This is a genomic window from Isoptericola sp. NPDC060185 (genome assembly GCF_042728595.1).
Classification (GTDB): Bacteria; Actinomycetota; Actinomycetes; order Actinomycetales; family Cellulomonadaceae; genus Isoptericola.
On the sequence record NZ_JBHWYY010000028.1, the window covers coordinates 1 to 18,231 of the forward strand.

13 protein-coding genes are annotated in these 18,231 nt (G+C 73.4%); 5 read left to right on the forward strand and 8 right to left on the reverse strand.

The genetic code is table 11. From position 1 onward, the window contains the following. Window positions 1-153 precede the first annotated feature (153 nt). A complete protein-coding gene (locus ACFWDO_RS11190) occupies window positions 154-381 on the reverse strand; it encodes an RNA-binding S4 domain-containing protein (protein WP_380316390.1) in 228 nt (75 codons plus the stop codon). Between the two features lie 58 nt (window positions 382-439). Between ACFWDO_RS11190 and hisD the strand changes: the two genes are divergently transcribed. Next, the gene (gene hisD / locus ACFWDO_RS11195) at window positions 440-1,765 is read left to right on the forward strand and encodes a histidinol dehydrogenase (RefSeq protein ID WP_380316393.1); all 1,326 of its coding nucleotides are present in this window, start codon (window positions 440-442) and stop codon (window positions 1,763-1,765) included. A gap of 113 nt (window positions 1,766-1,878) precedes the next feature. Then, window positions 1,879-5,208: an SNF2-related protein gene (locus tag ACFWDO_RS11200; protein ID WP_380316396.1), complete on the forward strand. Its 3,330-nt coding sequence runs from the start codon at window positions 1,879-1,881 to the stop codon at window positions 5,206-5,208. Window positions 5,209-5,325: 117 nt separating this feature from the next. Here the strand turns inward: ACFWDO_RS11200 and ACFWDO_RS11205 are convergent, their stop codons facing one another. The 6 genes from ACFWDO_RS11205 to ACFWDO_RS11230 all read right to left on the reverse strand — a co-directional run bounded on the left by ACFWDO_RS11205 (window position 5,326) and on the right by ACFWDO_RS11230 (window position 14,320). After that, complete coding sequence (locus ACFWDO_RS11205) at window positions 5,326-7,056, reverse strand: ABC transporter family substrate-binding protein (protein ID WP_380316399.1); 1,731 nt, start codon at window positions 7,054-7,056, stop codon at window positions 5,326-5,328. Window positions 7,057-7,126: 70 nt separating this feature from the next. Beyond that, on the reverse strand, window positions 7,127-9,181 hold the full coding sequence (locus ACFWDO_RS11210; RefSeq protein WP_380316402.1) for a dipeptide ABC transporter ATP-binding protein: 2,055 nt from the start codon (window positions 9,179-9,181) through the stop codon (window positions 7,127-7,129). After that, complete coding sequence (locus ACFWDO_RS11215) at window positions 9,178-10,119, reverse strand: ABC transporter permease (protein WP_380316405.1); 942 nt, start codon at window positions 10,117-10,119, stop codon at window positions 9,178-9,180. The genes ACFWDO_RS11210 and ACFWDO_RS11215 overlap by 4 nt, the downstream gene beginning before the upstream one ends. A gap of 2 nt (window positions 10,120-10,121) precedes the next feature. Further along, on the reverse strand, window positions 10,122-11,105 hold the full coding sequence (locus ACFWDO_RS11220; protein ID WP_380316408.1) for an ABC transporter permease: 984 nt from the start codon (window positions 11,103-11,105) through the stop codon (window positions 10,122-10,124). Between the two features lie 205 nt (window positions 11,106-11,310). Continuing rightward, window positions 11,311-13,587, reverse strand: coding sequence for a RecQ family ATP-dependent DNA helicase (locus tag ACFWDO_RS11225; RefSeq protein WP_380316507.1), 2,277 nt, complete (start codon window positions 13,585-13,587; stop codon window positions 11,311-11,313). 310 nt (window positions 13,588-13,897) lie between these two features. Then, entirely contained in the window at window positions 13,898-14,320 is a 423-nt protein-coding gene (locus ACFWDO_RS11230; protein WP_380316411.1) for a hypothetical protein, read from the reverse strand. A gap of 87 nt (window positions 14,321-14,407) precedes the next feature. Between ACFWDO_RS11230 and ACFWDO_RS11235 the strand changes: the two genes are divergently transcribed. Further along, window positions 14,408-14,959, forward strand: a complete 552-nt coding sequence (locus ACFWDO_RS11235; protein ID WP_380316414.1) for a Rieske (2Fe-2S) protein — start codon at window positions 14,408-14,410, stop codon at window positions 14,957-14,959. A 120-nt stretch (window positions 14,960-15,079) separates the two neighbouring features. Here the strand turns inward: ACFWDO_RS11235 and adhP are convergent, their stop codons facing one another. Then, window positions 15,080-16,111, reverse strand: a complete 1,032-nt coding sequence (gene adhP, locus ACFWDO_RS11240) for an alcohol dehydrogenase AdhP (protein ID WP_380316417.1) — start codon at window positions 16,109-16,111, stop codon at window positions 15,080-15,082. 292 nt (window positions 16,112-16,403) lie between these two features. On the opposite strand from adhP, the gene ACFWDO_RS11245 reads away from it, so the two are divergent. Beyond that, entirely contained in the window at window positions 16,404-17,627 is a 1,224-nt protein-coding gene (locus tag ACFWDO_RS11245) for a histidinol-phosphate transaminase (RefSeq protein WP_380316420.1), read from the forward strand. Further along, complete coding sequence (gene hisB, locus ACFWDO_RS11250; RefSeq protein ID WP_380316423.1) at window positions 17,627-18,229, forward strand: imidazoleglycerol-phosphate dehydratase HisB; 603 nt, start codon at window positions 17,627-17,629, stop codon at window positions 18,227-18,229. The genes ACFWDO_RS11245 and hisB overlap by 1 nt, the downstream gene beginning before the upstream one ends. The last annotated feature ends 2 nt before the right edge of the window (window positions 18,230-18,231 follow it).

The window sequence follows — 18,231 nt, forward strand, 5'->3', positions numbered from 1 at the left end:
GCGCCCCCGCCCCCCCCCCCCCCCCGGGGCTTCGCCCCCCCCCACTCGGGCGGGTGGGTTGGGGGCGGTTTTTGGCCCCCCACCCCCCCCCTCTCCAGGGCCAAACGCCCGCTCACAGCACCAGGGCGGTCGCTCGCTCACGGCACCGGGCGGTCAGGCGACGACGACGGACTCGTCGCCCTCGGGGAGGGAAACGGTGACGCGGTCGCCGCGCACGAGCTGGCGGCCGCGCCGCGTCTCCACGTCGCCGTTGACCTGCACCTCGCCGTCCGCCACGAGGTCGCGCGCGTGCGTGCCGGACTCGGCGAGCCCGGCGAGTTTGAGGAACTGGCCGAGGCGGATCATGTCGTCGCGGATGGGGACGTCGGTGGCGGCGCTCATGCGTCCATTCTCCGGCAACCGGGCCCGGAAGCCGACCCGCGCTGCCTAGACTGGCGGGGTGATCCGACGCATCGACCTCCGCGGGCAGGAGCTGGCCCGCACCGAGCTGCTCGGGGTGCTGCCGCGCCCCGAGATCGGGGTGGACCAGGCGACCGCGGCCGTGGCCCCGATCCTCACCGCCGTCCGGACCCGGGGCGCCGCCGCGCTGCGCGACCTGGCCGAGCAGTTCGACGGGGTGCGCCCGGAGCATCTGCGGGTGCCGTCGGCCGCGCTGGCGGAGGCCCTCGAGCAGCTCGACCCGCAGGTGCGGGCCGGGCTGGAGGAGGCGATCCGCCGCGTCCGCGCTGTGCACGCGGCCCAGGTGCCCACGGAGCACACGACGCGGCTGGGCCCGGGCGCCGTCGTCCGGCAGCGCTGGATCCCGGTCCAGCGGGTGGGCCTCTACGCCCCCGGCGGCCTCGCCGTCTACCCGTCGTCGGTGATCATGAACGTGGTCGCCGCCCAGGAGGCCGGCGTACCCGGCCTCGCCGTCGCCTCGCCGCCGCAGAAGGACTCCGGCGGGCTGCCGCACCCCACGATCCTCGCCGCGTGCGCCCTGCTCGGCGTCGACGAGGTCTACGGCGTGGGTGGCGCCCAGGCCGTGGCGATGTTCGCCTACGGGGCCGCCGGCAGCGAGCCGCAGGACGGCGCCGTGCTGTGCGAGCCGGTGGACGTCGTGACCGGGCCGGGGAACGTCTACGTCGCGGCCGCCAAGCGGTTGGTGCGCGGCGTGGTGGGCATCGACGCGGAGGCCGGGCCCACCGAGATCGCCGTGCTGGCCGACGGGACCGCCGACCCGGGGCACGTGGCGCTCGACCTCATCAGCCAGGCCGAGCACGACCCGATGGCGGCGTCCGTCCTCGTGACACCGTCGGTGGAGCTGGCCGGCGCCGTCGAGGCGCGGCTGAGCGACCTGGTCGGCGCCACGAAGCACTCCGCGCGGGTGCTGCAGGCCCTGAGCGGCCCGCAGTCGGCGATCGTGCTGGTCGACGACCTGGACCACGGCCTCGCCGTCGTCGACGCCTACGGCGCCGAGCACCTGGAGATCCAGACCGAGGACGCCGCCGCGCTCGCGGATCGGGTGCGCTCGGCCGGCGCGATCTTCGTCGGCCCCTGGTCCCCGGTGTCGCTCGGCGACTACATGGCGGGCAGCAACCACGTGCTGCCGACCGGGGGATCGGCGCACTTCTCGAGCGGTCTCGGGGTGCACGCGTACCTGCGCTCGGTCCAGGTGGTCGAGTACACCCGGGACGCGCTCGAGGAGCTCGCGGACCGGATCGTCGCCGTCGCGGACGACGAGGATCTGCCCGCGCACGGCGAGGCCGTGCGCGGCCGCTTCCTCTGACGGCAGGGCGCCCCGACCGCACGGGGCGCCCTCTCCTCGGGCTAGCGGAATAGTGTGCCAAGCGTCACGCGCCCGCCCGAGGTCGCGTCGGAGGCGCGTGCGAGCATGGGCACATGCCCGCCCCGCCTCCTCGCCTCGACCCCGTCGTCGTGGGTGGCATCGTCGGGACAGCCACGTTCCGGCGCGCCCAGGGGTACGAACGCTCGGGAATGGTCTCGACGTGGCGGTGGGACCCCGACGGCCTGGTCCTGACCTCGCGCGTCGCCGGGAGCGGCCCGCAGCCGTACACGTGCCGGGTGACGTTCGAGGTCGACGCCGGCGGGCGGTACACCTGCGTCGCCTCGTCGTGCACGTGCCCCGTCCGCGCGGAGTGCAAGCACGTCGCGGCCACGCTGCTGCACGTCGGCCGACGTGCTGAGGCGGCGGAGGGCGACGGCCACGGGGACGACGGGGCCGCGGCGGCGACGGGCTGGCGGGGCCGACTCGCGACCGTGACCGGCGGGGTCCGGGGCCCCGGGACGCGGGAGTGGGCGGTCGCGGCATCCGGCGGGGTGCTGCCCGTCGCGCTGCGCTTCCGCCTCGACGAGGCCTTCGGCGACCTGCCACCACAGCTGTCGGTGCGTCCCGTGGTGCGCGGCCGCACGGGGTGGAAGGTGGCGCCCGAGGCGAGCTGGGAGGCCCTGGCCACCGGGCTCTACGCGTTCGCCGACGTGCGCGCCACGCCCGCCCCGGCGGTCCGCCGCTGGTTCGCCGACCTGGGCTCCGCCCTCGCCGACGGCGGTTTCGGCCGCGGGCGACAGGCCTGGCGGCCGCTCGCTGCAGGAGGGCGCGGCCTCTGGGCCCTGCTGGCGGAGGCCGCGGACCTGGAGATCCCCCTCGTCGCGCACGGTGCGCGGGACGAGGTGCACCTGGCGGCAGGAGCCGAGGCCCGGCTCGTGGTCGGCTCGGCCGACGACGGCGTGCGGCTCGACCCCGTGGCGGCGTTCGACGGCACGGATGCGCCGGAGGGCGCCGCGCTGGGCACGGTCGGCGACACGGGGCTGTACGCCGTCGAGACGAAGGGGAAGCGTACGGTGCTGCGCCTCGGCCCCACGGCACGCCGGCTGTCCGACGCGGCGCGGGAGCTCGTGGTCGTGGGCCGCGTGGAGGTCCCGGCGGGCGACGTCGGCGAGCTGTACGCGGAGCACCTCCCCGTCCTGCGCCGCGCGCTGCGCGTGCTGTCCGACGGCTCGGTGACGCTGCCCGACCCGCCGCGCCCGGTGCTCGTCGCCGAGGTGGGCTTCGCGACCCCCGAGCGCGCGCTGCTCACCTGGGCCTACGAGTATCCCGCGCCCCCGCACCTCGCCCCCGCCGCCCCGCCGCGCCGCGTGCCGCTCGAGGGAGCGGCGTCGGACCCGCTGCGCGAGCCGGACGTCGAGGCGGAGATCCGCGCCAAGGCACAGGCCGCCGTGCGCGGCGTGCCGGGCTTCGAGCGGTTCGACCTCGCCGCCCGCACGGAGCTGCGGGGCCTGGACGCCCTCGACCTCGCGCACGGCGTGCTCCCCGTGCTCGCGGCGGAGACCGACGTGCGCGTCGAAGCCTCCGATGTGCCGCACTACCTGCACCTCGACGCGGCCCCGCGGGTGGTCGTGTCAGGCGCCCCCTCGGGCGACTCCGACTGGCTCGACCTCGGCATCGCGGTGACCGTGGCGGGCAAGGAGCTGCCCTTCGCCCGCCTCTTCACCGCCCTCGCGCGCGGGGACAAGCGGCTCCTGCTCGTCGACGGGTCGTGGCTGCGTCTCGACCAGCCGGTGCTGGGCCGGCTGCGGGAACTCATCGTCGAGGCGACCGAGCTGAGCGACCGGCCCGGCCGCGCCCGGGTGAGCCGGTACGACGCGCACCTGTGGGGCGAGCTCGAGGACGTCGCCGACGTCGTGGAGGCCGGCGAGGCGTGGCGCCGCTCGCTCGCCGGGCTGCGGTCGTTCGCCGCCGGGGAGAGCGCGCCCGAGCCGCCCGCGGTGCCGTCGGGGGTGCGCGCGGAGCTGCGCCCCTACCAGCGGGAGGCGTTCGAGTGGCTGGCCTTCCTGTGGGGGCACGGCCTCGGCGGGATCCTGGCCGACGACATGGGGCTCGGCAAGACGGTCGAGACCCTGACGTTCCTCGCGCACGCCCGCGCCGCGGCGCCGGAAGCGCCGCCGTTCGTCGTCGTGGCGCCCGCGTCCGTCGTGGGGAACTGGGTGGACGAGGCCGCGCGCTTCACCCCGGACCTGCGCGTGGCGGCGATGCCGGCGACGTCGCGCACCCTGGGCTCGCACGTGGCGGACCTCGCGGCGGGCGCGGACGTCCTCGTCACCTCCTACGCCGTCTTCCGGCTCGAGTACGACGCTTTCGACGCCCTCGCCTGGAGCGGGCTGATCCTCGACGAGGCACAGGTGGCGAAGAACCCGCGCACGAGGGCGCACGAGACGGCCCGCCTGCTCGACGCCCCGTTCAAGCTCGCGATCACGGGCACCCCGCTCGAGAACAACCTGCTGGAGCTGTGGGCGCTGCTCGCCGTCGTCGCGCCCGGACTCTACCCGTCGATGCACCGCTTCCGCGCCGAGACGGCCCGCCTCGTCGACGCCGCGGCGACCGACGACGACCCACAGGTGGTGGCGGCGGGCAACCGTGCGCTCGCGCGGCTCAAGCGCCGCATCCGCCCGCTCGTGCTGCGCCGCACCAAGGAGCAGGTGGCCCCCGAGCTGCCCGAGCGCACGGAGCGGGTGCTGCGGGTGCCGCTCACCGCGGACCACCGCAAGGTGTACGACACCCACCTCCAGCGCGAGCGGCAGCGCCTGCTCGGGCTGCTGGAGGACTTCGAGGCGAACCGGGTCGCGATCTTCCGCTCGCTGACCACGTTGCGTCGCCTCGCGCTCGACGCGTCGCTCGTGGACGACGCGTACGCCGGCGTGGGTTCCGCCAAGCTGCACGTGGTGACCGACGAGCTGGTCGAGATCGCCGCCGAGGGCCATCGGGCGCTCGTGTTCTCCCAGTTCACGTCGTTCCTGCGCCGCGTGGAGGCGCGCTGCGCGGCGGCGGGGCTGCCCGTCGCCTACCTCGACGGCGCCACCCGCCGGCGCGCGGACGTGATCCGCGGCTGGAAGGAGGGGGACGCCCCGGTGTTCCTCGTGAGCCTCAAGGCGGGCGGCGTGGGCCTCAACCTCACCGAGGCGGACTACGTCTACCTGCTGGACCCGTGGTGGAACCCTGCCGCGGAGGCGCAGGCGGTCGACCGCACGCACCGCATCGGGCAGACGCGCCGCGTCGTGGTGACGCGCCTCGTCGCGCAGGACACCATCGAGGAGAAGGTGATGGCGCTGGCCCGGCGCAAGGCGGCGCTGTTCGACGCCGTCCTCGACGACGCCTCCGGCGCCTTCGCGGGAGCGCTTGCCGCAGCCGACGTCCGCGGGCTGCTCGAGCCGTAGGGCACGGAGCGGGTCCGGCGCGGGTGCCCGGGCACGGGAGAGCCCCCGGTCCCGGTGGTCGTGACCACCAGGCCCGGGGGCTCTGTGCGCGAGAGGTGCCGGCTCAGCCGGCGAGCCTCACTTCGCGGGGTTGGTGCCCTTCTCCCAACCCACGTTCTCCACCGGCTGCAGGCCGAAGAGGTCGAGACCGGTGTAGGTCTCAGGCGTGAGGTTGGCGAGGCCCTTCGTGGCCATCGAGATCCACGGGCCGTTGTACAGCGGCAGGATGCCCCAGGTCTCGGAGATGATCTCCGACTCGAGCTTCATGCCCGCCTCGGTCTGCTCGTCCTCCGTGGGCAGCGAGGACACCTGCTCGGCGATCTTCTTGTCGATCGCCTTGGTGCCGGTCGCCGACAGGTTCAGGCCGGAGTCCGAGCAGTACAGCTGGCACATCCAGGCGACGCCGTACGGGTCGCTGGACGAGAAGCCGAGGATGACCAGGTCCCAGTCCTTGGTGGACAGGACGGTCGAGAAGTCGCTCGCGGGGCGCTTGTCGATGTCGAGCTTGAAGCCGATCGCGGCGAGCTGCTGCTGGATGACCTTGGCGCGGGCCTCGGTGATGGGCTCGTCGCCGAAGATCGGCATGCGGCCCTCGAACTTCTCGCCGTCCTTCTCGCGGACGTCGCCGTTCTTGACCCAGCCGGCCTCGTCGAGGGCGGCGTTCGCGGCGTCAGCGTCGAACTTGTAGCCCGCGTTGGCCAGCGCGTCGACGTAGCCCTTCTGGAACGGGAAGAGGTTCAGCGAACCGGCGTCGGGCTCGGTGTAGTCGAGGCCGTTCCACATGACCTCCTTGATCTGGTCGCGGTTCACGGCCTGGAAGATGGCCTTGCGGACCTCGAGGTCCTTGAACTGCGGACGCTCGGCGTTGAGCTCGAGGAGGTTCGTCGCGGTGCGCTGCGCCTTGTAGGTCGCGGCGTTGTCGACGTCCTTGAGCTGCTCGAGGTTGTCGGCCGTCAGGTTGTCGACGTAGTTGACCTCACCGTTCTGGAAGCCGTTGACGGCGGCAGTGGGCTCGAGCACGCGGAACGTGACCTTGTCGAGCATGGGCTTCTCGCCCCACCACTTGTCGTTCGGCACGAACGAGATGACGCCGCCGTTGAGGTCGAACGTGTCGATCTTGTACGGGCCGGCGCCCCAGTCGGCGTGCGCGTCCTCGATGTAGCCCTCGTTGAAGACCTTCGGGGAGTTCACGGCCGGGTTCATGAGGTGCCAGAACAGGCCCTTGGTCCACGGGAACTCGGACTTGTACGTGACGACGGCCTGGCGGTCGTCGACGCCCTGCTTGACCGACTCGATCTGCGAGTAGCCGTCCGTGGTGCTCGGGACGTAGCCCTCCTCGGTCGAACGGTTGGCCTTCCAGGCCAGCTCGTACGACTTCCAGGTGATGGGGCTGCCGTCGTTCCACACGGCCTTGGGGTTGATCGTGTAGGTGACGACCGTCTTGCCGTCCTTGACCTCGGTGGTCCAGTCGGTGAGGTAGTTCGGGTTCGCCGACGCCTCGCCCTCCGGGGTCATGAGGATCATCTGGGGGTTGTACCACTCCCAGATGGTGGCCGTGTCGACCGACCCGTCCGAGTGGTTCGGGTTCATCTGCGGGGTGATCTCCGTCAGCGGGAAGGTCACCTCGCCACCCTGCTCGAGGTTCTCGCGGGGCTGCGGGTTGTAGTCCGCGCCCTCGACCGTCTGGGCCTCGGCGGTCGGCTTGTCGCCGCCGCCGCCGTCGTTGCCGCCACCGCCGCAGGCGGTGAGGGCCAGGGCAAGCACACCGGCGACGGCGACGCTGCCGACCAGTCTCTTCTGCAGCCTCATGGGTGCTCCTTTCGCGCCTCGTGGGCGCTGTACTTGTTGGTGGGGAGTGGTGATGGGTGATGAAGCTTCGTCAGCGGTGGTGGCAGGCGTTCACATGGACGCCCGTCCGGCCGCTGAGCGCGGGGACCTTCGTGTCGCAGGCGACCCGCTCGGAGTCGTCGAGCGTCTGGTAGAGCGGGCACCGGGAGACGAAGGCGCAGCCCGCGATGGTGTCCGTCGGGCTCGGGAGGTCGCCCTTGAGCACGATGTGCTCGCGGCCTCGCTCCACCACCGGGTCCGGCACCGGGATCGCCGACAGGAGCGCCTGCGTGTAGGGGTGCTGGGGGTCGTCGAACACCGCGTCGACCTCACCGTGCTCGACGAAGCTGCCGAGGTACATCACGGCGACGCGGTCCGCGATGTGCCGCACGACCGACAGGTCGTGCGCGACGAAGAGGTACGAGAGGCCGAGGCGGACCTTGAGCTCGTCGAGCAGGTTGATCACGCCCGCCTGGACGGACACGTCGAGCGCGGAGACCGGCTCGTCGAGCACGACCAGCTTCGGGTTGGTCGCCAGGGCGCGCGCGATGCCGATGCGCTGCCGTTGGCCGCCGGAGAACGCCGCGGGGAAGCGGTCGCTGTGCGCGGGGTCGAGCCCGACCAGGCCCATGAGCTCGTCGACGCGGGGGCCGACCTCGGCGTGCGGGGTCCCGACGGTGCGCAGCGGCTCGGCGATGACGTCGAAGACGGTCATGCGCGGGTCGAGCGAGCCGACCGGGTCCTGGAACACGATCTGCACGTCGCGGCGCAGCTGCCGCTCGGCCCGGCCGCCCTTGATGTCGGACACGCTGGTGCCGACGATCCGGATGTCGCCGTCGTCCTGCGCGGCGAAGTCCATGATCTGCAGCAGCGTGGTGGTCTTGCCCGACCCGGACTCGCCGACGATCGCCATCGTCTCGCCCTCGCGGATGTCGAAGCTGACACCCTTGACGGCGTGCACCTCGCCGACCTTCTTCTTGCGGAAGGAGCCCTTGAGGAGCGGGAACGACTTCGTGAGGTTCTCGACCTCGAGCGTGGGCTTGCGCAGGTCGCGCGGCACCTCCTCGAGCGTCGACGCGGGGATCTCCGGGACCGGGTACACCGGGCCGTCGTCGATGCGGCCCGCGCGGATCTCCTCCGCGCGGATGCAGGCGGCGCGGTGGTCGGGCTGCCCCGCCACGGCGACGAGCTCCGGCTCCGCGGTGCGGCAGGCGTCGGTCACGATCGGGCAGCGCGCGGCGAACGGGCAGGCGTCGGGGAGGTCGACCAGCAGCGGCGGGGCGCCCTTGATGGGCACGAGCGGCTGCTTCACGGACTTGTCGACGCGGGGGATCGCGCCCAGGAGGCCGATCGAGTACGGCATCCGCGTGTCCGCGAACAGCGTCTCGACGGGGGCCTGCTCGATGGCGCGGCCGGCGTACATGACGACCACGTCGTCCGCGATGTTGGCGACCACGCCCATGTCGTGCGTGATCATCATGACCGCGGCGCCGGTCTCGCGCTGGGCCGTCTTGATGAGGTCCAGGATCTGCGCCTGGATCGTCACGTCGAGGGCCGTGGTCGGCTCGTCCGCGATGATCAGCTTCGGGTTGTTCGCCATCGCGATGGCGATGACCACGCGCTGGCGCATGCCGCCCGAGAACTCGTGCGGGAACGACTTCACGCGCTCCTGCGGTCGGGGGATCCCGACGAGACGGAGCAGCTCCACCGCCCGGTCCCAGGCCGCGCGGCGCGACATGCGGGGGTTGTGGATCGTGAGGGCCTCGACGAGCTGGTCGCCGACGGTGAACACCGGCGTCAGCGACGTCAGGGGGTCCTGGAAGATCATCGCGATGCCGTTGCCGCGGATCTTGGACATTTGCGCGTCGCTCTTGCCGAGCAGCTCCTGGCCCTCGAACATCACCGAGCCGCCGATGCGGGCGTTCTCGTCGAGGAGCCCCATGACGGCGAGCGAGGTGACGGACTTGCCCGAGCCGGACTCGCCGACGATCCCGAGGGTGCGCCCCTCGGCGACGTCGAAGGAGACGCCGCGGACGGCGTCGACGCGCCCCGCCTCGGACGGGAAGGAGACCGTGAGGTCGCGGACGGAGAGAACAGGGGTGGTCATGCGCGGCCTCCCGCAGCGGAGGTGGGATCGAGGGCGTCGCGCAGGCCGTCGGCGACGAGCGCCATGGAGACGGTCAGCAGGGTCAGCGCGGCGGCCGGGAAGTAGAACATCCACGGGGCGCTCGAGATGCTCGAGGCGCCGATGCCGATCAGGGACCCGAGCGACACGTCGGGAAGCTTGACGCCGAAGCCGAGGAAGGACAGGCCGGTCTCGGCCATGACCGCGCCGACGACGCCGAGCGTGAAGTTGATGACGAGCAGCGACCCGATGTTCGGGATCAGGTGGCGCACGACGATCCGCAGCCCGGGGACGCCCATGTAGCGCGCGGCGTGGACGTACTCGCGCTCGCGCAGCGACAGGGACAGGGTCCAGATCGTCCGTGCCTGGAAGAACCAGCTGACGAGGATCAGGACCAGCGCGATGACCTTCCAGTCACCGCCCGAGTCGTTCGACATCATCGCGAGCAGCAGGAACGTCGGCGCCACCATCAGGAAGTGGATGATGAACAGCGCGACCCGCTCGATGCGGCCCCCGAAGTAGGCGGCCGCGGTGCCGATGACGGCGGACAGGATCGTGGTGCCCGTGGCCACCACGACCGCGATGAGCAGCGAGCGCTGCAGGCCCACGACGACCATCGCGTACAGGTCGTTGCCCGCGTTGTTGGTGCCGAACCAGTGCTCGGGGCTCGGCGGGTCGGACAGCGCGAGGAAGTCGAGCTCGACGTGGTCGTACTTCTGGAAGAACGAGCCGAACAGGGCGAACAGCACGAGGAGCACGAAGATGACGACGCCGACGAGGGCGGGGCGGTTGCGTGCGAACCGCCGGCTGTACAGGCGCCACTTCGACAGGCGCTTGCGCTCGCCGGTCGTCACGTCGACGGGCGGCGGGTTGTCGCCGTGCTCCAGCGGGTCGATCGTGTTCGAGGAATCGAAGGCCATGGTCAGCTCACCCGCACTCGGGGGTCGAGGACGACGACCGCGATGTCCGCGAGGATCGCGCCGACCGCGGTCATGACCGCGCCGAACGCCGCCACCGCGACCACACCGTTGACGTCGTTCTTGGAGATCGTCTCGATGAAGTACTGCCCCATGCCCTTCCAGGCGAAGATCGACTCGGTCAGCACCGCGCCGGTGAAGATGCCGGGGATCGAGAACGCGACCTGGGTCGTGACGGGGATCAGCGACGTGCGCAGCGCGTGCTTGCGGATCGCCTGCTGCTTGGTCAGGCCCTTGGCCCGCGCCATGCGCACGTAGTCGGACTTGATGTTGTCGAGCAGCAGGGAGCGCTGCAGGAAGTGGTACTGCGCGTACCCGACGATGATGAGCGCCAGCGTGGGCAACGTCAGGTGCTGGATCGTGTCGACCAGGGTGGGTAAGAACCCGCTCACCCCGGGGCTCGATGACCCGGTGACGTAGAAGACCGTGGTGCCGACGGCGCCGTTGAAGGCGATCGCGAGCAGGACCAGGCCGAGCGCGGCCACGACGATCGGGATGTTCATCGTGATGATGGACGTGCCCTGGGCGAGGCGGTCGCCGACGCGGTACTGCCGCGACGCGCTGTACACGCCGAGCGCGATGCCGATGAGGGTGAGCAGGATCGTGGCGCCGAGCATCAGCTCAGCGGACACCCACATGCGGTAGGAGACCTGCTCGTTGACCGACTGACCCGTCGGGCTGACGCCCCAGTCCCAGTGGAAGAGGATCCCGCTGAACCAGTTCCACCACCGCACGAGCAGCGGCGTCTGGTCGTCCAGGTTGCGCGGCTCGAGCAGGTTGTGGATCTGCTCCTCGCTGAGAGGGGGCCGCCTCCCTACGTAGTTGCTCCGCGGGTCGAGGTACGCCCAGGCGAGGAAGTACGTGAGGTTCGTGACGGCCACGACCATGAGCAACCAGCCCGCGGTGCGGCGCAGCAGATATCGGGTCAATGTCGGAGGGACTTTCTTCAGGGACGATGGCGGTGCCGTGAGATTACAGGGGTGTTCAGTGGCCTCCGACACATCTGGGCGCCCCGCGGTCGGATCGTTACGGTTTTGTGCCCGAGGCTCACATTCCGGAAACATGACGACCGTCACCGCAGCGCGGGGCTCCGGTGACGGCGTCGTCGGACCTGCGGGTCGGGGTGTCCGCGGGTCAGCGCACCCCCAGCACGAACGGGTGCACGGCCGACGCCCCCGCCTGGCGCAGCAGGCGTGCGGCGACCGTGAGCGTCCAGCCGGACTCGGTCCAGTCGTCGACGAGGAGCACCGAGCGGCCGGGCAGGCCCTGCAGGGCGGCGTCGTTCAGCTCGAGCCGGAGACGCCGCGCCACCCCGGCCAGGCGCATCGCCGAGTTCACGTCGTGGCGGGCCGGTTCCTCCGCGCCCGGGGCGGGGCCCACCGCGCCGATGAGCGGCACGCCGAGGTAGGCGGCCAGCCCGGAGGCCAGGTGGTAGGTCAGCTGCGGCCGGGTGGCCGACCGGACCGCGACGACGCCCTCCACCAGCGTCCGGCGAGCGCCACCGTCTCCACTGTCGCCGGCCGCGTCGCCGTCGGGGGACGAGCCCTCGGCGGCCCCGCGGACGGCGGCCCAGTCGTCCAGCACCCGCGCGGCCGCGCGGCGCAGGGGCACCGGCACCTCGCCGTCGGGGGCGCCGGCCGCGAAGAGCTCGCGCAGCGGCCCGGACCAGCCCAGCCCGTCGAGCCGCGCGACGGCGCGTCCGGCCTCGGCGCGCTCCTCGGGCGCGATCTTGCCCTTGAGGTCCAGGCCGAGCGCCGCGAGGCCCGACGGCCACATCGCGCGCGGGCCGACCTCGACCCCGGGCCGGTCCATCTCGGCCCGGGCGGCGGCGACCGTCTCGGCGTCGGGGACGGCCGGCAGCGTGACGCCGCCGCACCGGTCGCAGCGCCCGCAGGTCCAGCCCTGCGGCAGCTCGGGGTCGTCCAGCTGAGCGCGCAGGTACGCCATCCGGCACCCGGTGGTGGCGACGTAGTCGACCATCGCCTGCTGCTCGGCGTGCCGGGTGGCCTCCACGCGGGCGTACCGCTCCGCGTCGTAGGCCCACGGCGTGCCGGTGGCGACCCAGCCGCCCTGCACGCGGCGCACCGCGCCGTCGACGTCGAGCACCTTGAGCATCGTCTCCAGGCGCGAGCGCTTGAGGTCCACCCGGGTCTCGAGCGCCGCGGTGCTCTGCGCGCCCTCGGACGACGCGAGCGCCGCGAGCGTCGCGCGGACCTGGGGCTCCGCCGGGAACGCCTGCGACCCGAACCAGTCCCAGATGGCGCGGTCCTCGTGCCCGGGCAGCAGGACGACGACGGCGTCGTCGACGCCGCGGCCGGCGCGGCCCACCTGCTGGTAGTAGGCGATGGGCGACGACGGGGCGCCCAGGTGCACGACGAACGCCAGGTCGGGCTTGTCGAAGCCCATGCCGAGCGCCGACGTGGCGACGAGGGCCTTGACTCGGTTCTCCTTGAGATCCTCCTCGAGCTGCTCCCGCTGCGTCGGGTCGGTGCGCCCCGTGTACGCGGCGACGGCCAGGCCCGCGCCCCGCAGCTGCTCGGCGACCTGCTCGGCCGCGGAGACCGTGAGGCAGTAGACGATGCCGGAGCCGTCCACGTCCTGCAGCGCCTCGACGAGCCACGCGACGCGCGTGGGCTGGTCCGGCAGCTCGAGCACGGCCAGGTGCAGCGACTCGCGGTCGAGCCCGCCGCGCAGCACGAGCACGTCCTCGGACCCCCCGGGGCGACCGGCGTCCTCCGTGGCGCCGGCGGCCGGCAGGGTCCCGTGCACGGCCAGCTGCTCGGCGACGTCGGCCGTGACGCGGGCGTTCGCGGTCGCGGTGGTCGCGAGCACCGGGATGCCAGGGGGCAGGTCGGCGAGCAGGGTGCGGATGCGCCGGTAGTCCGGGCGGAAGTCGTGGCCCCAGTCGGAGATGCAGTGGGCCTCGTCGATCACGACGAGGCCGGCGTCGGCCGCGAGGCGGGGGAGGACCTCGTCGCGGAACGCCGGGTTGTTGAGCCGCTCGGGGGAGCACAGGAGCACGTCCACCTCGCCGGCGGCGATCGAGGCGTGCACCTGGTCCCACTCGGTGACGTTGGACGAGTTGATCGTCACGGCCCGGATCCCGGCCCGTGCGGCCGCCGCGATCTGGTCGCGCATCAGCGCGAGCAGCGGCGAGACGATGACGGTGGGCCCCGCGCCGCGGGAGCGCAGCAGGGACGTGGCGACGAAGTAGACCGCGGACTTGCCCCACCCGGTGCGCTGCACCACGAGGGCGCGCCGCCGGAAGGCGACCAGCGCCTCGATGGCGCGCCACTGGTCGTCGCGCAGGGCGGCGTCATCGCGGCCGACGAGGGCGCGGAGCGACTCCTCCGCCTGCTCGCGGAGCGTCCCGCCGCCCTCGCCCGCGCTGTCGAGCAGGCCGCGCAGCATGGCGAGCTTGGCGCGCTTCGTGGGGTCGGCGTCCCCGGTCGGCGTCCCCGGCGAGGCCGGTCCCGCCGGCGTCGCCGGTTCGTCGGCGGCCGGGGGAGCCGAGCTCGGGGCCGTCGGCGCCGGACGCGCCGCGCGGCCGGCCTCGGGCTCGGGAGCCTGGTCGTCCGGCGGCGGGGCGTCGTCATCGGAGGGGTCGAAGACGAGGTCGGCGTACGGGTCGTCGGGGTGGCTCACGCTCCCGATCGTAGGGGGCGCCGCCCACGCCACGCGGCCGTCCTCCACAGCGCGCCGCCCGGGCGCCGCGGTGGGGTCAGCGCACGTACTCGCGCAGCAGCGCGACGGCCGACGCGACCACCGCCACGACCTCCGACGCCGCCGCGAGGAGCTCGTTCGTGCCCGCGAACGTCTCGTTCACGCCGTAGAACCCGACCGTCGTCGACAGGACGAACGCCAGCAGGGTGAGGCCGCCGAAGCCGATGCCGCCGACGAGGGGCAGCCAGTGCCGCCAGACCACCAGGAGCACCGCGAGCACGACGCCCGCGACGGCGTTGAGCAGGAACAGCGGCCCGACGACGGCGATGGTGTCGTAGCCGTCCACGTAGAGCAGCACGTGCACGACCGCGGACACGAGTGCCGCGACGGCCGCCGCCACCCGCCAGCCGCGGGCGAAGGGCGGCCGCGCCCCGCCGGGGGCAGGGGGGCGGGGTGGCACCGCGCCGCTCGACGAGTCCATGATGATGATGTTCCCACTCCCCGGGCCCGCCGTCTCCGGAGCGGGACGCGCGCGACGTCGCCCGGGGCCCACCGACACGGAGGCCCGATGTCCACGACCCCGACGCCCGCGACGCACGTGCCCCCGAAGCAGGCGCCCACGACGCAGGTCCCCACCACGCCGACGCCCACCACGCCGACGTCCGTCACGCCCTCGTCCGGCTGCGCCTGCGGCTTTACGCGCCGTCAGGTCCTCCGCGGCACCGGCGTGGCAGCGGGCGCGGTCGCCGGCGCGGGCGTGCTCGCGGCCTGCGCCGAGCAGAAGCCGACGCCGGAGCAGGCCGCCGCATCGGCGAGCGCCGCCGGCCCAGGGACCGTCGTGGTGGCGCTCGCGGACGTCCCCGTGGGAGGCGCGGTGTCGGCGAAGGTGGCCGGCCAGGACGTGCTCGTCACCCAGCCCACCGAGGGCGAGGTGCACGCGTTCAGCGCGATCTGCACGCATGCCGGCTGCACGGTCGCGCCGGGCGACGGCGAGCTCGTGTGCCCGTGCCACCAGTCGCGGTACGCGCTCGCCGACGCCGCCGTGCTGGGCGGGCCGGCGCCCGAGCCGTTGCCGGCGATCCAGGTCGAGGTCTCGGGGTCCGACGTCGTCCTGGCGTGAGCGCCCGGACCGCGCCCGGACCGCGCCCGGACCGCACGGGGTCCGTGGGCAGGGTCCGCAGGCGCGGCGAGGCCCGGCGGCACGTACCGCCGGGCCTCGTCGCGTCTCGGCCGGGGGCCGTCAGCTCCGCATGTCCATGACGACGCGGCCGTCGATCGTCCCCGCGATCATCTCGTCGAAGATCGCGTTGATGTCGCCGAGCGGGCGGACCGTGTAGGTCGGGTCGACCTTGCCGCGGGCGAAGAAGTCCAGGGCCTCGGCCATGTCCTTGCGGGTGCCGACGATCGAGCCGCGGACGGTGAGGCCGAACAGGACCGTGGTGAAGATGTCGAGCGGGAACTTCTCCGGGGGCAGCCCCACGAGGGACACGGTGCCGCCGCGGCGCAGCGCGCCGACGGCCTGCGGGAACGCGTGGGCGTTGACGGCGGTGACGAGGGCGCCGTGGACGCCGCCGCCGGTCTTCTCCTGCAGCTCGGCGGCCGCGTCGGCGGACGTGGCCGCGTTCACGGTGACCTCGGCGCCGTGCTTGCGGGCGAGGTCGAGCTTCGCGTCGTCGACGTCGACGGCCGCCACGCGGCGGCCCATCGCGACCGCGTACTGGACGGCGATGTGCCCGAGCCCGCCGATGCCGGAGATCAGCACCCACTCGCCGGGCTTGGTGTCGGTGACCTTGAGGCCCTTGTAGACGGTGACGCCGGCGCAGAGGATCGGGCCGACGGCGGACAGGTCCACGCCCTCGGGGACGATCGGTGCGTAGCGGGAGTCGACGAGCATGTACTGGCCGAAGGAGCCGTCGACCGAGTAGCCGCCGTTCTTCTGGTTCGGGCAGAGCGTCTCCCACCCGGTCTCGCAGTACTCGCACTCGCCGCAGGCGCTCCACAGCCAGGCGTTGCCCACGGTGTCGCCGACCTTGACGCGCGTCACCTGGTCGCCGACGGCGACGACGTGGCCGACGCCCTCGTGCCCGGGGACGAACGGCGGCGCCGGCTTGACCGGCCAGTCGCCGTGGGCCGCGTGGAGGTCGGTGTGGCAGACGCCGGTGTAGTCCACCTTGACGAGGGCCTCGTGCGGTCCGGGGGCGGGGATCTCCACGTCCTCGACGACGAGCGGCTCGGTGAACGAGTGGACGACCGCGGCCTGCATGGTGCTCATCTGCTTCTCCCTCCACGGGCCGCGCGACGGGCGGCCCACACGGCGTGCTGCTGATATCTCGACGGTAGGCGCAGCGGGCCGCCGACGCACCGGGAGAGTCTTGTGAATGTCATCACAAGGTGCGGAGTTCCAACGACGAGGGCATGTGAGAGCGTTCACGAGGCGCCCCTGCGTGAGGGCAGAGAGAGCGTCCGGTGCGACCGGCCGGCGTCGCGCGGGGGTGTGCGGCAAGGCACTCGGCCGAGGGGCGGACGGCGCTCCCGGCGGCGGGGCGGTTCCGTAGACTGGCGTCGTGACCACCCCTCTGTCCGTCCCCGCGCCCGCGGGCGGGGTCGACGGCGCGCGGCTGCCGCTGCGACCGGAGCTCGCCGACGAGGCGCCCTACGGCGCCCCGCAGCTCGACGTCCCCGTGCTGCTGAACGTGAACGAGAACCCGTACGCCCCGTCGGAGGCCGTCGTCGAGACGATCGCCCGCTACGTCGCGGACGCGGCGCGGGGGCTCAACCGCTACCCCGACCGCGACTTCGCGGCGCTCCGCGGCGACCTGGCCGACTACCTGGCGCTCGAGTCCGGGGTGCGCCTCGCGCCCGAGCAGGTCTGGGCCGCCAACGGGTCCAACGAGGTCATGCTCCACCTCCTGCAGGCGTTCGGCGGCCCCGGCCGCACGGCGGTGTCGTTCGCGCCCACCTACTCGATGTACCCCGAGTACGCGCGCGACACCCACACGCGCTGGGTCACCGGCCGGCGGGAGAGCGACTTCACCCTCGACGTCGACCACGCGGTCGCGACGATCGAGGAGGTGCGCCCGTCGGTGATCCTGCTGGCGAGCCCCAACAACCCGACCGGGACGGCGCTCCCGCTCGCGACGGTGGAGGCGATCCTCGCCGCCGCGGCCCGGATCGAGGTGCCGGACGCCCCGCTGCGCGACGGCCGCCGCGCGGGCGCCGTCGTCGTCGTGGACGAGGCCTACGCCGAGTTCCGCCGCCCGGGCACGCCGTCAGCGCTCGAGCTGCTGGCCGCGAACCCGCACCTCGCGGTGTCGCGCACGATGTCGAAGGCGTTCGCCGCGGCCGGGCTGCGGCTCGGCTACCTCGCGGCGGCTCCCGCGCTCGTCGACGCGCTGCGGGTCGTGCGCCTGCCGTACCACCTGTCCGCCGTGACGCAGGCGGCCGCTCGGGGCGCGCTCGCCCACCACGAGGAGCTGCGCGCCCAGGTGCGCGACCTGCGCGGCGAGCGCGACGCCCTCGTGGCCTGGCTGCGCGAGCAGCGGGTGGACGGCCGCCCGCTGCAGGTGGCCGACTCCGACGCGAACTTCGTGCTGTTCGGCACGTTCGGCGACCGGCACGCCGTCTGGCAGCGCCTGCTGGACCGCGGCGTCCTCATCCGCGAGACCGGCCCCGAGGGCTGGCTCCGGGTCTCCGTGGGCACGCCCGCGGAGAACGCCGCGTTCCGGGCCGCCTTCACGGAGGTCGTCGGCCAGGTCATCGGCGCCGAGGCGCCCGAGAAGGAGGACTGATGCAGCACCGCACGGCCCGCGTGGAGCGCACGACGAGCGAGTCGAGCGTCGTCGTCGAGCTGGACCTCGACGGCACCGGGCGCACGGAGATCTCGACCACCGTGCCCTTCTACGACCACATGCTCACGGCGCTCGGCAAGCACTCGTTGATCGACCTCACCGTGCGCGCCACGGGCGACACTCACATCGACGCGCACCACACCGTCGAGGACGTCGCCATCGTGCTGGGGGAGGCGCTGCGCGAGGCGCTGGGCGACAAGCGCGGCATCTCCCGGTTCGGCGACGCCACCGTGCCGCTCGACGAGGCGCTCGCGCTCGCCGTCGTCGACGTCTCCGGCCGCCCGTACCTGGTCCACTCCGGCGAGCCGGAGGGGCAGGAGTACCACCTCATCGGTGGGCACTTCACCGGTTCGCTCACGCGGCACGTGCTCGAGTCGATCGCGCACCACGCGGGCATCTGCGTGCACGTGCGCGTCCTCGACGGCCGCGACCCGCACCACATCGTCGAGGCCCAGTTCAAGGCGCTCGCCCGCGCGCTGCGCGCCGCCGTCGCCCCCGACCCCCGCGTCGAGGGCGTCCCGTCCACGAAGGGTGCGCTGTAACC

Bases quoted from the DNA above. Each gene is read 5' to 3' on its own strand.
- ACFWDO_RS11190 (WP_380316390.1), bottom strand. From the start codon at position 381: ATGAGCGCCGCCACCGACGTCCCCATCCGCGACGACATGATCCGCCTC.
- ACFWDO_RS11200 (WP_380316396.1), top strand. From the start codon at position 1,879: ATGCCCGCCCCGCCTCCTCGCCTCGACCCCGTCGTCGTGGGTGGCATC.
- ACFWDO_RS11205 (WP_380316399.1), bottom strand. From the start codon at position 7,056: ATGAGGCTGCAGAAGAGACTGGTCGGCAGCGTCGCCGTCGCCGGTGTG.
- ACFWDO_RS11210 (WP_380316402.1), bottom strand. From the start codon at position 9,181: ATGACCACCCCTGTTCTCTCCGTCCGCGACCTCACGGTCTCCTTCCCG.
- ACFWDO_RS11215 (WP_380316405.1), bottom strand. From the start codon at position 10,119: ATGGCCTTCGATTCCTCGAACACGATCGACCCGCTGGAGCACGGCGAC.
- ACFWDO_RS11225 (WP_380316507.1), bottom strand. From the start codon at position 13,587: ATGCTGCGCGGCCTGCTCGACAGCGCGGGCGAGGGCGGCGGGACGCTC.
- ACFWDO_RS11230 (WP_380316411.1), bottom strand. From the start codon at position 14,320: ATGGACTCGTCGAGCGGCGCGGTGCCACCCCGCCCCCCTGCCCCCGGC.
- ACFWDO_RS11235 (WP_380316414.1), top strand. From the start codon at position 14,408: ATGTCCACGACCCCGACGCCCGCGACGCACGTGCCCCCGAAGCAGGCG.
- adhP (WP_380316417.1), bottom strand. From the start codon at position 16,111: ATGAGCACCATGCAGGCCGCGGTCGTCCACTCGTTCACCGAGCCGCTC.
- hisB (WP_380316423.1), top strand. From the start codon at position 17,627: ATGCAGCACCGCACGGCCCGCGTGGAGCGCACGACGAGCGAGTCGAGC.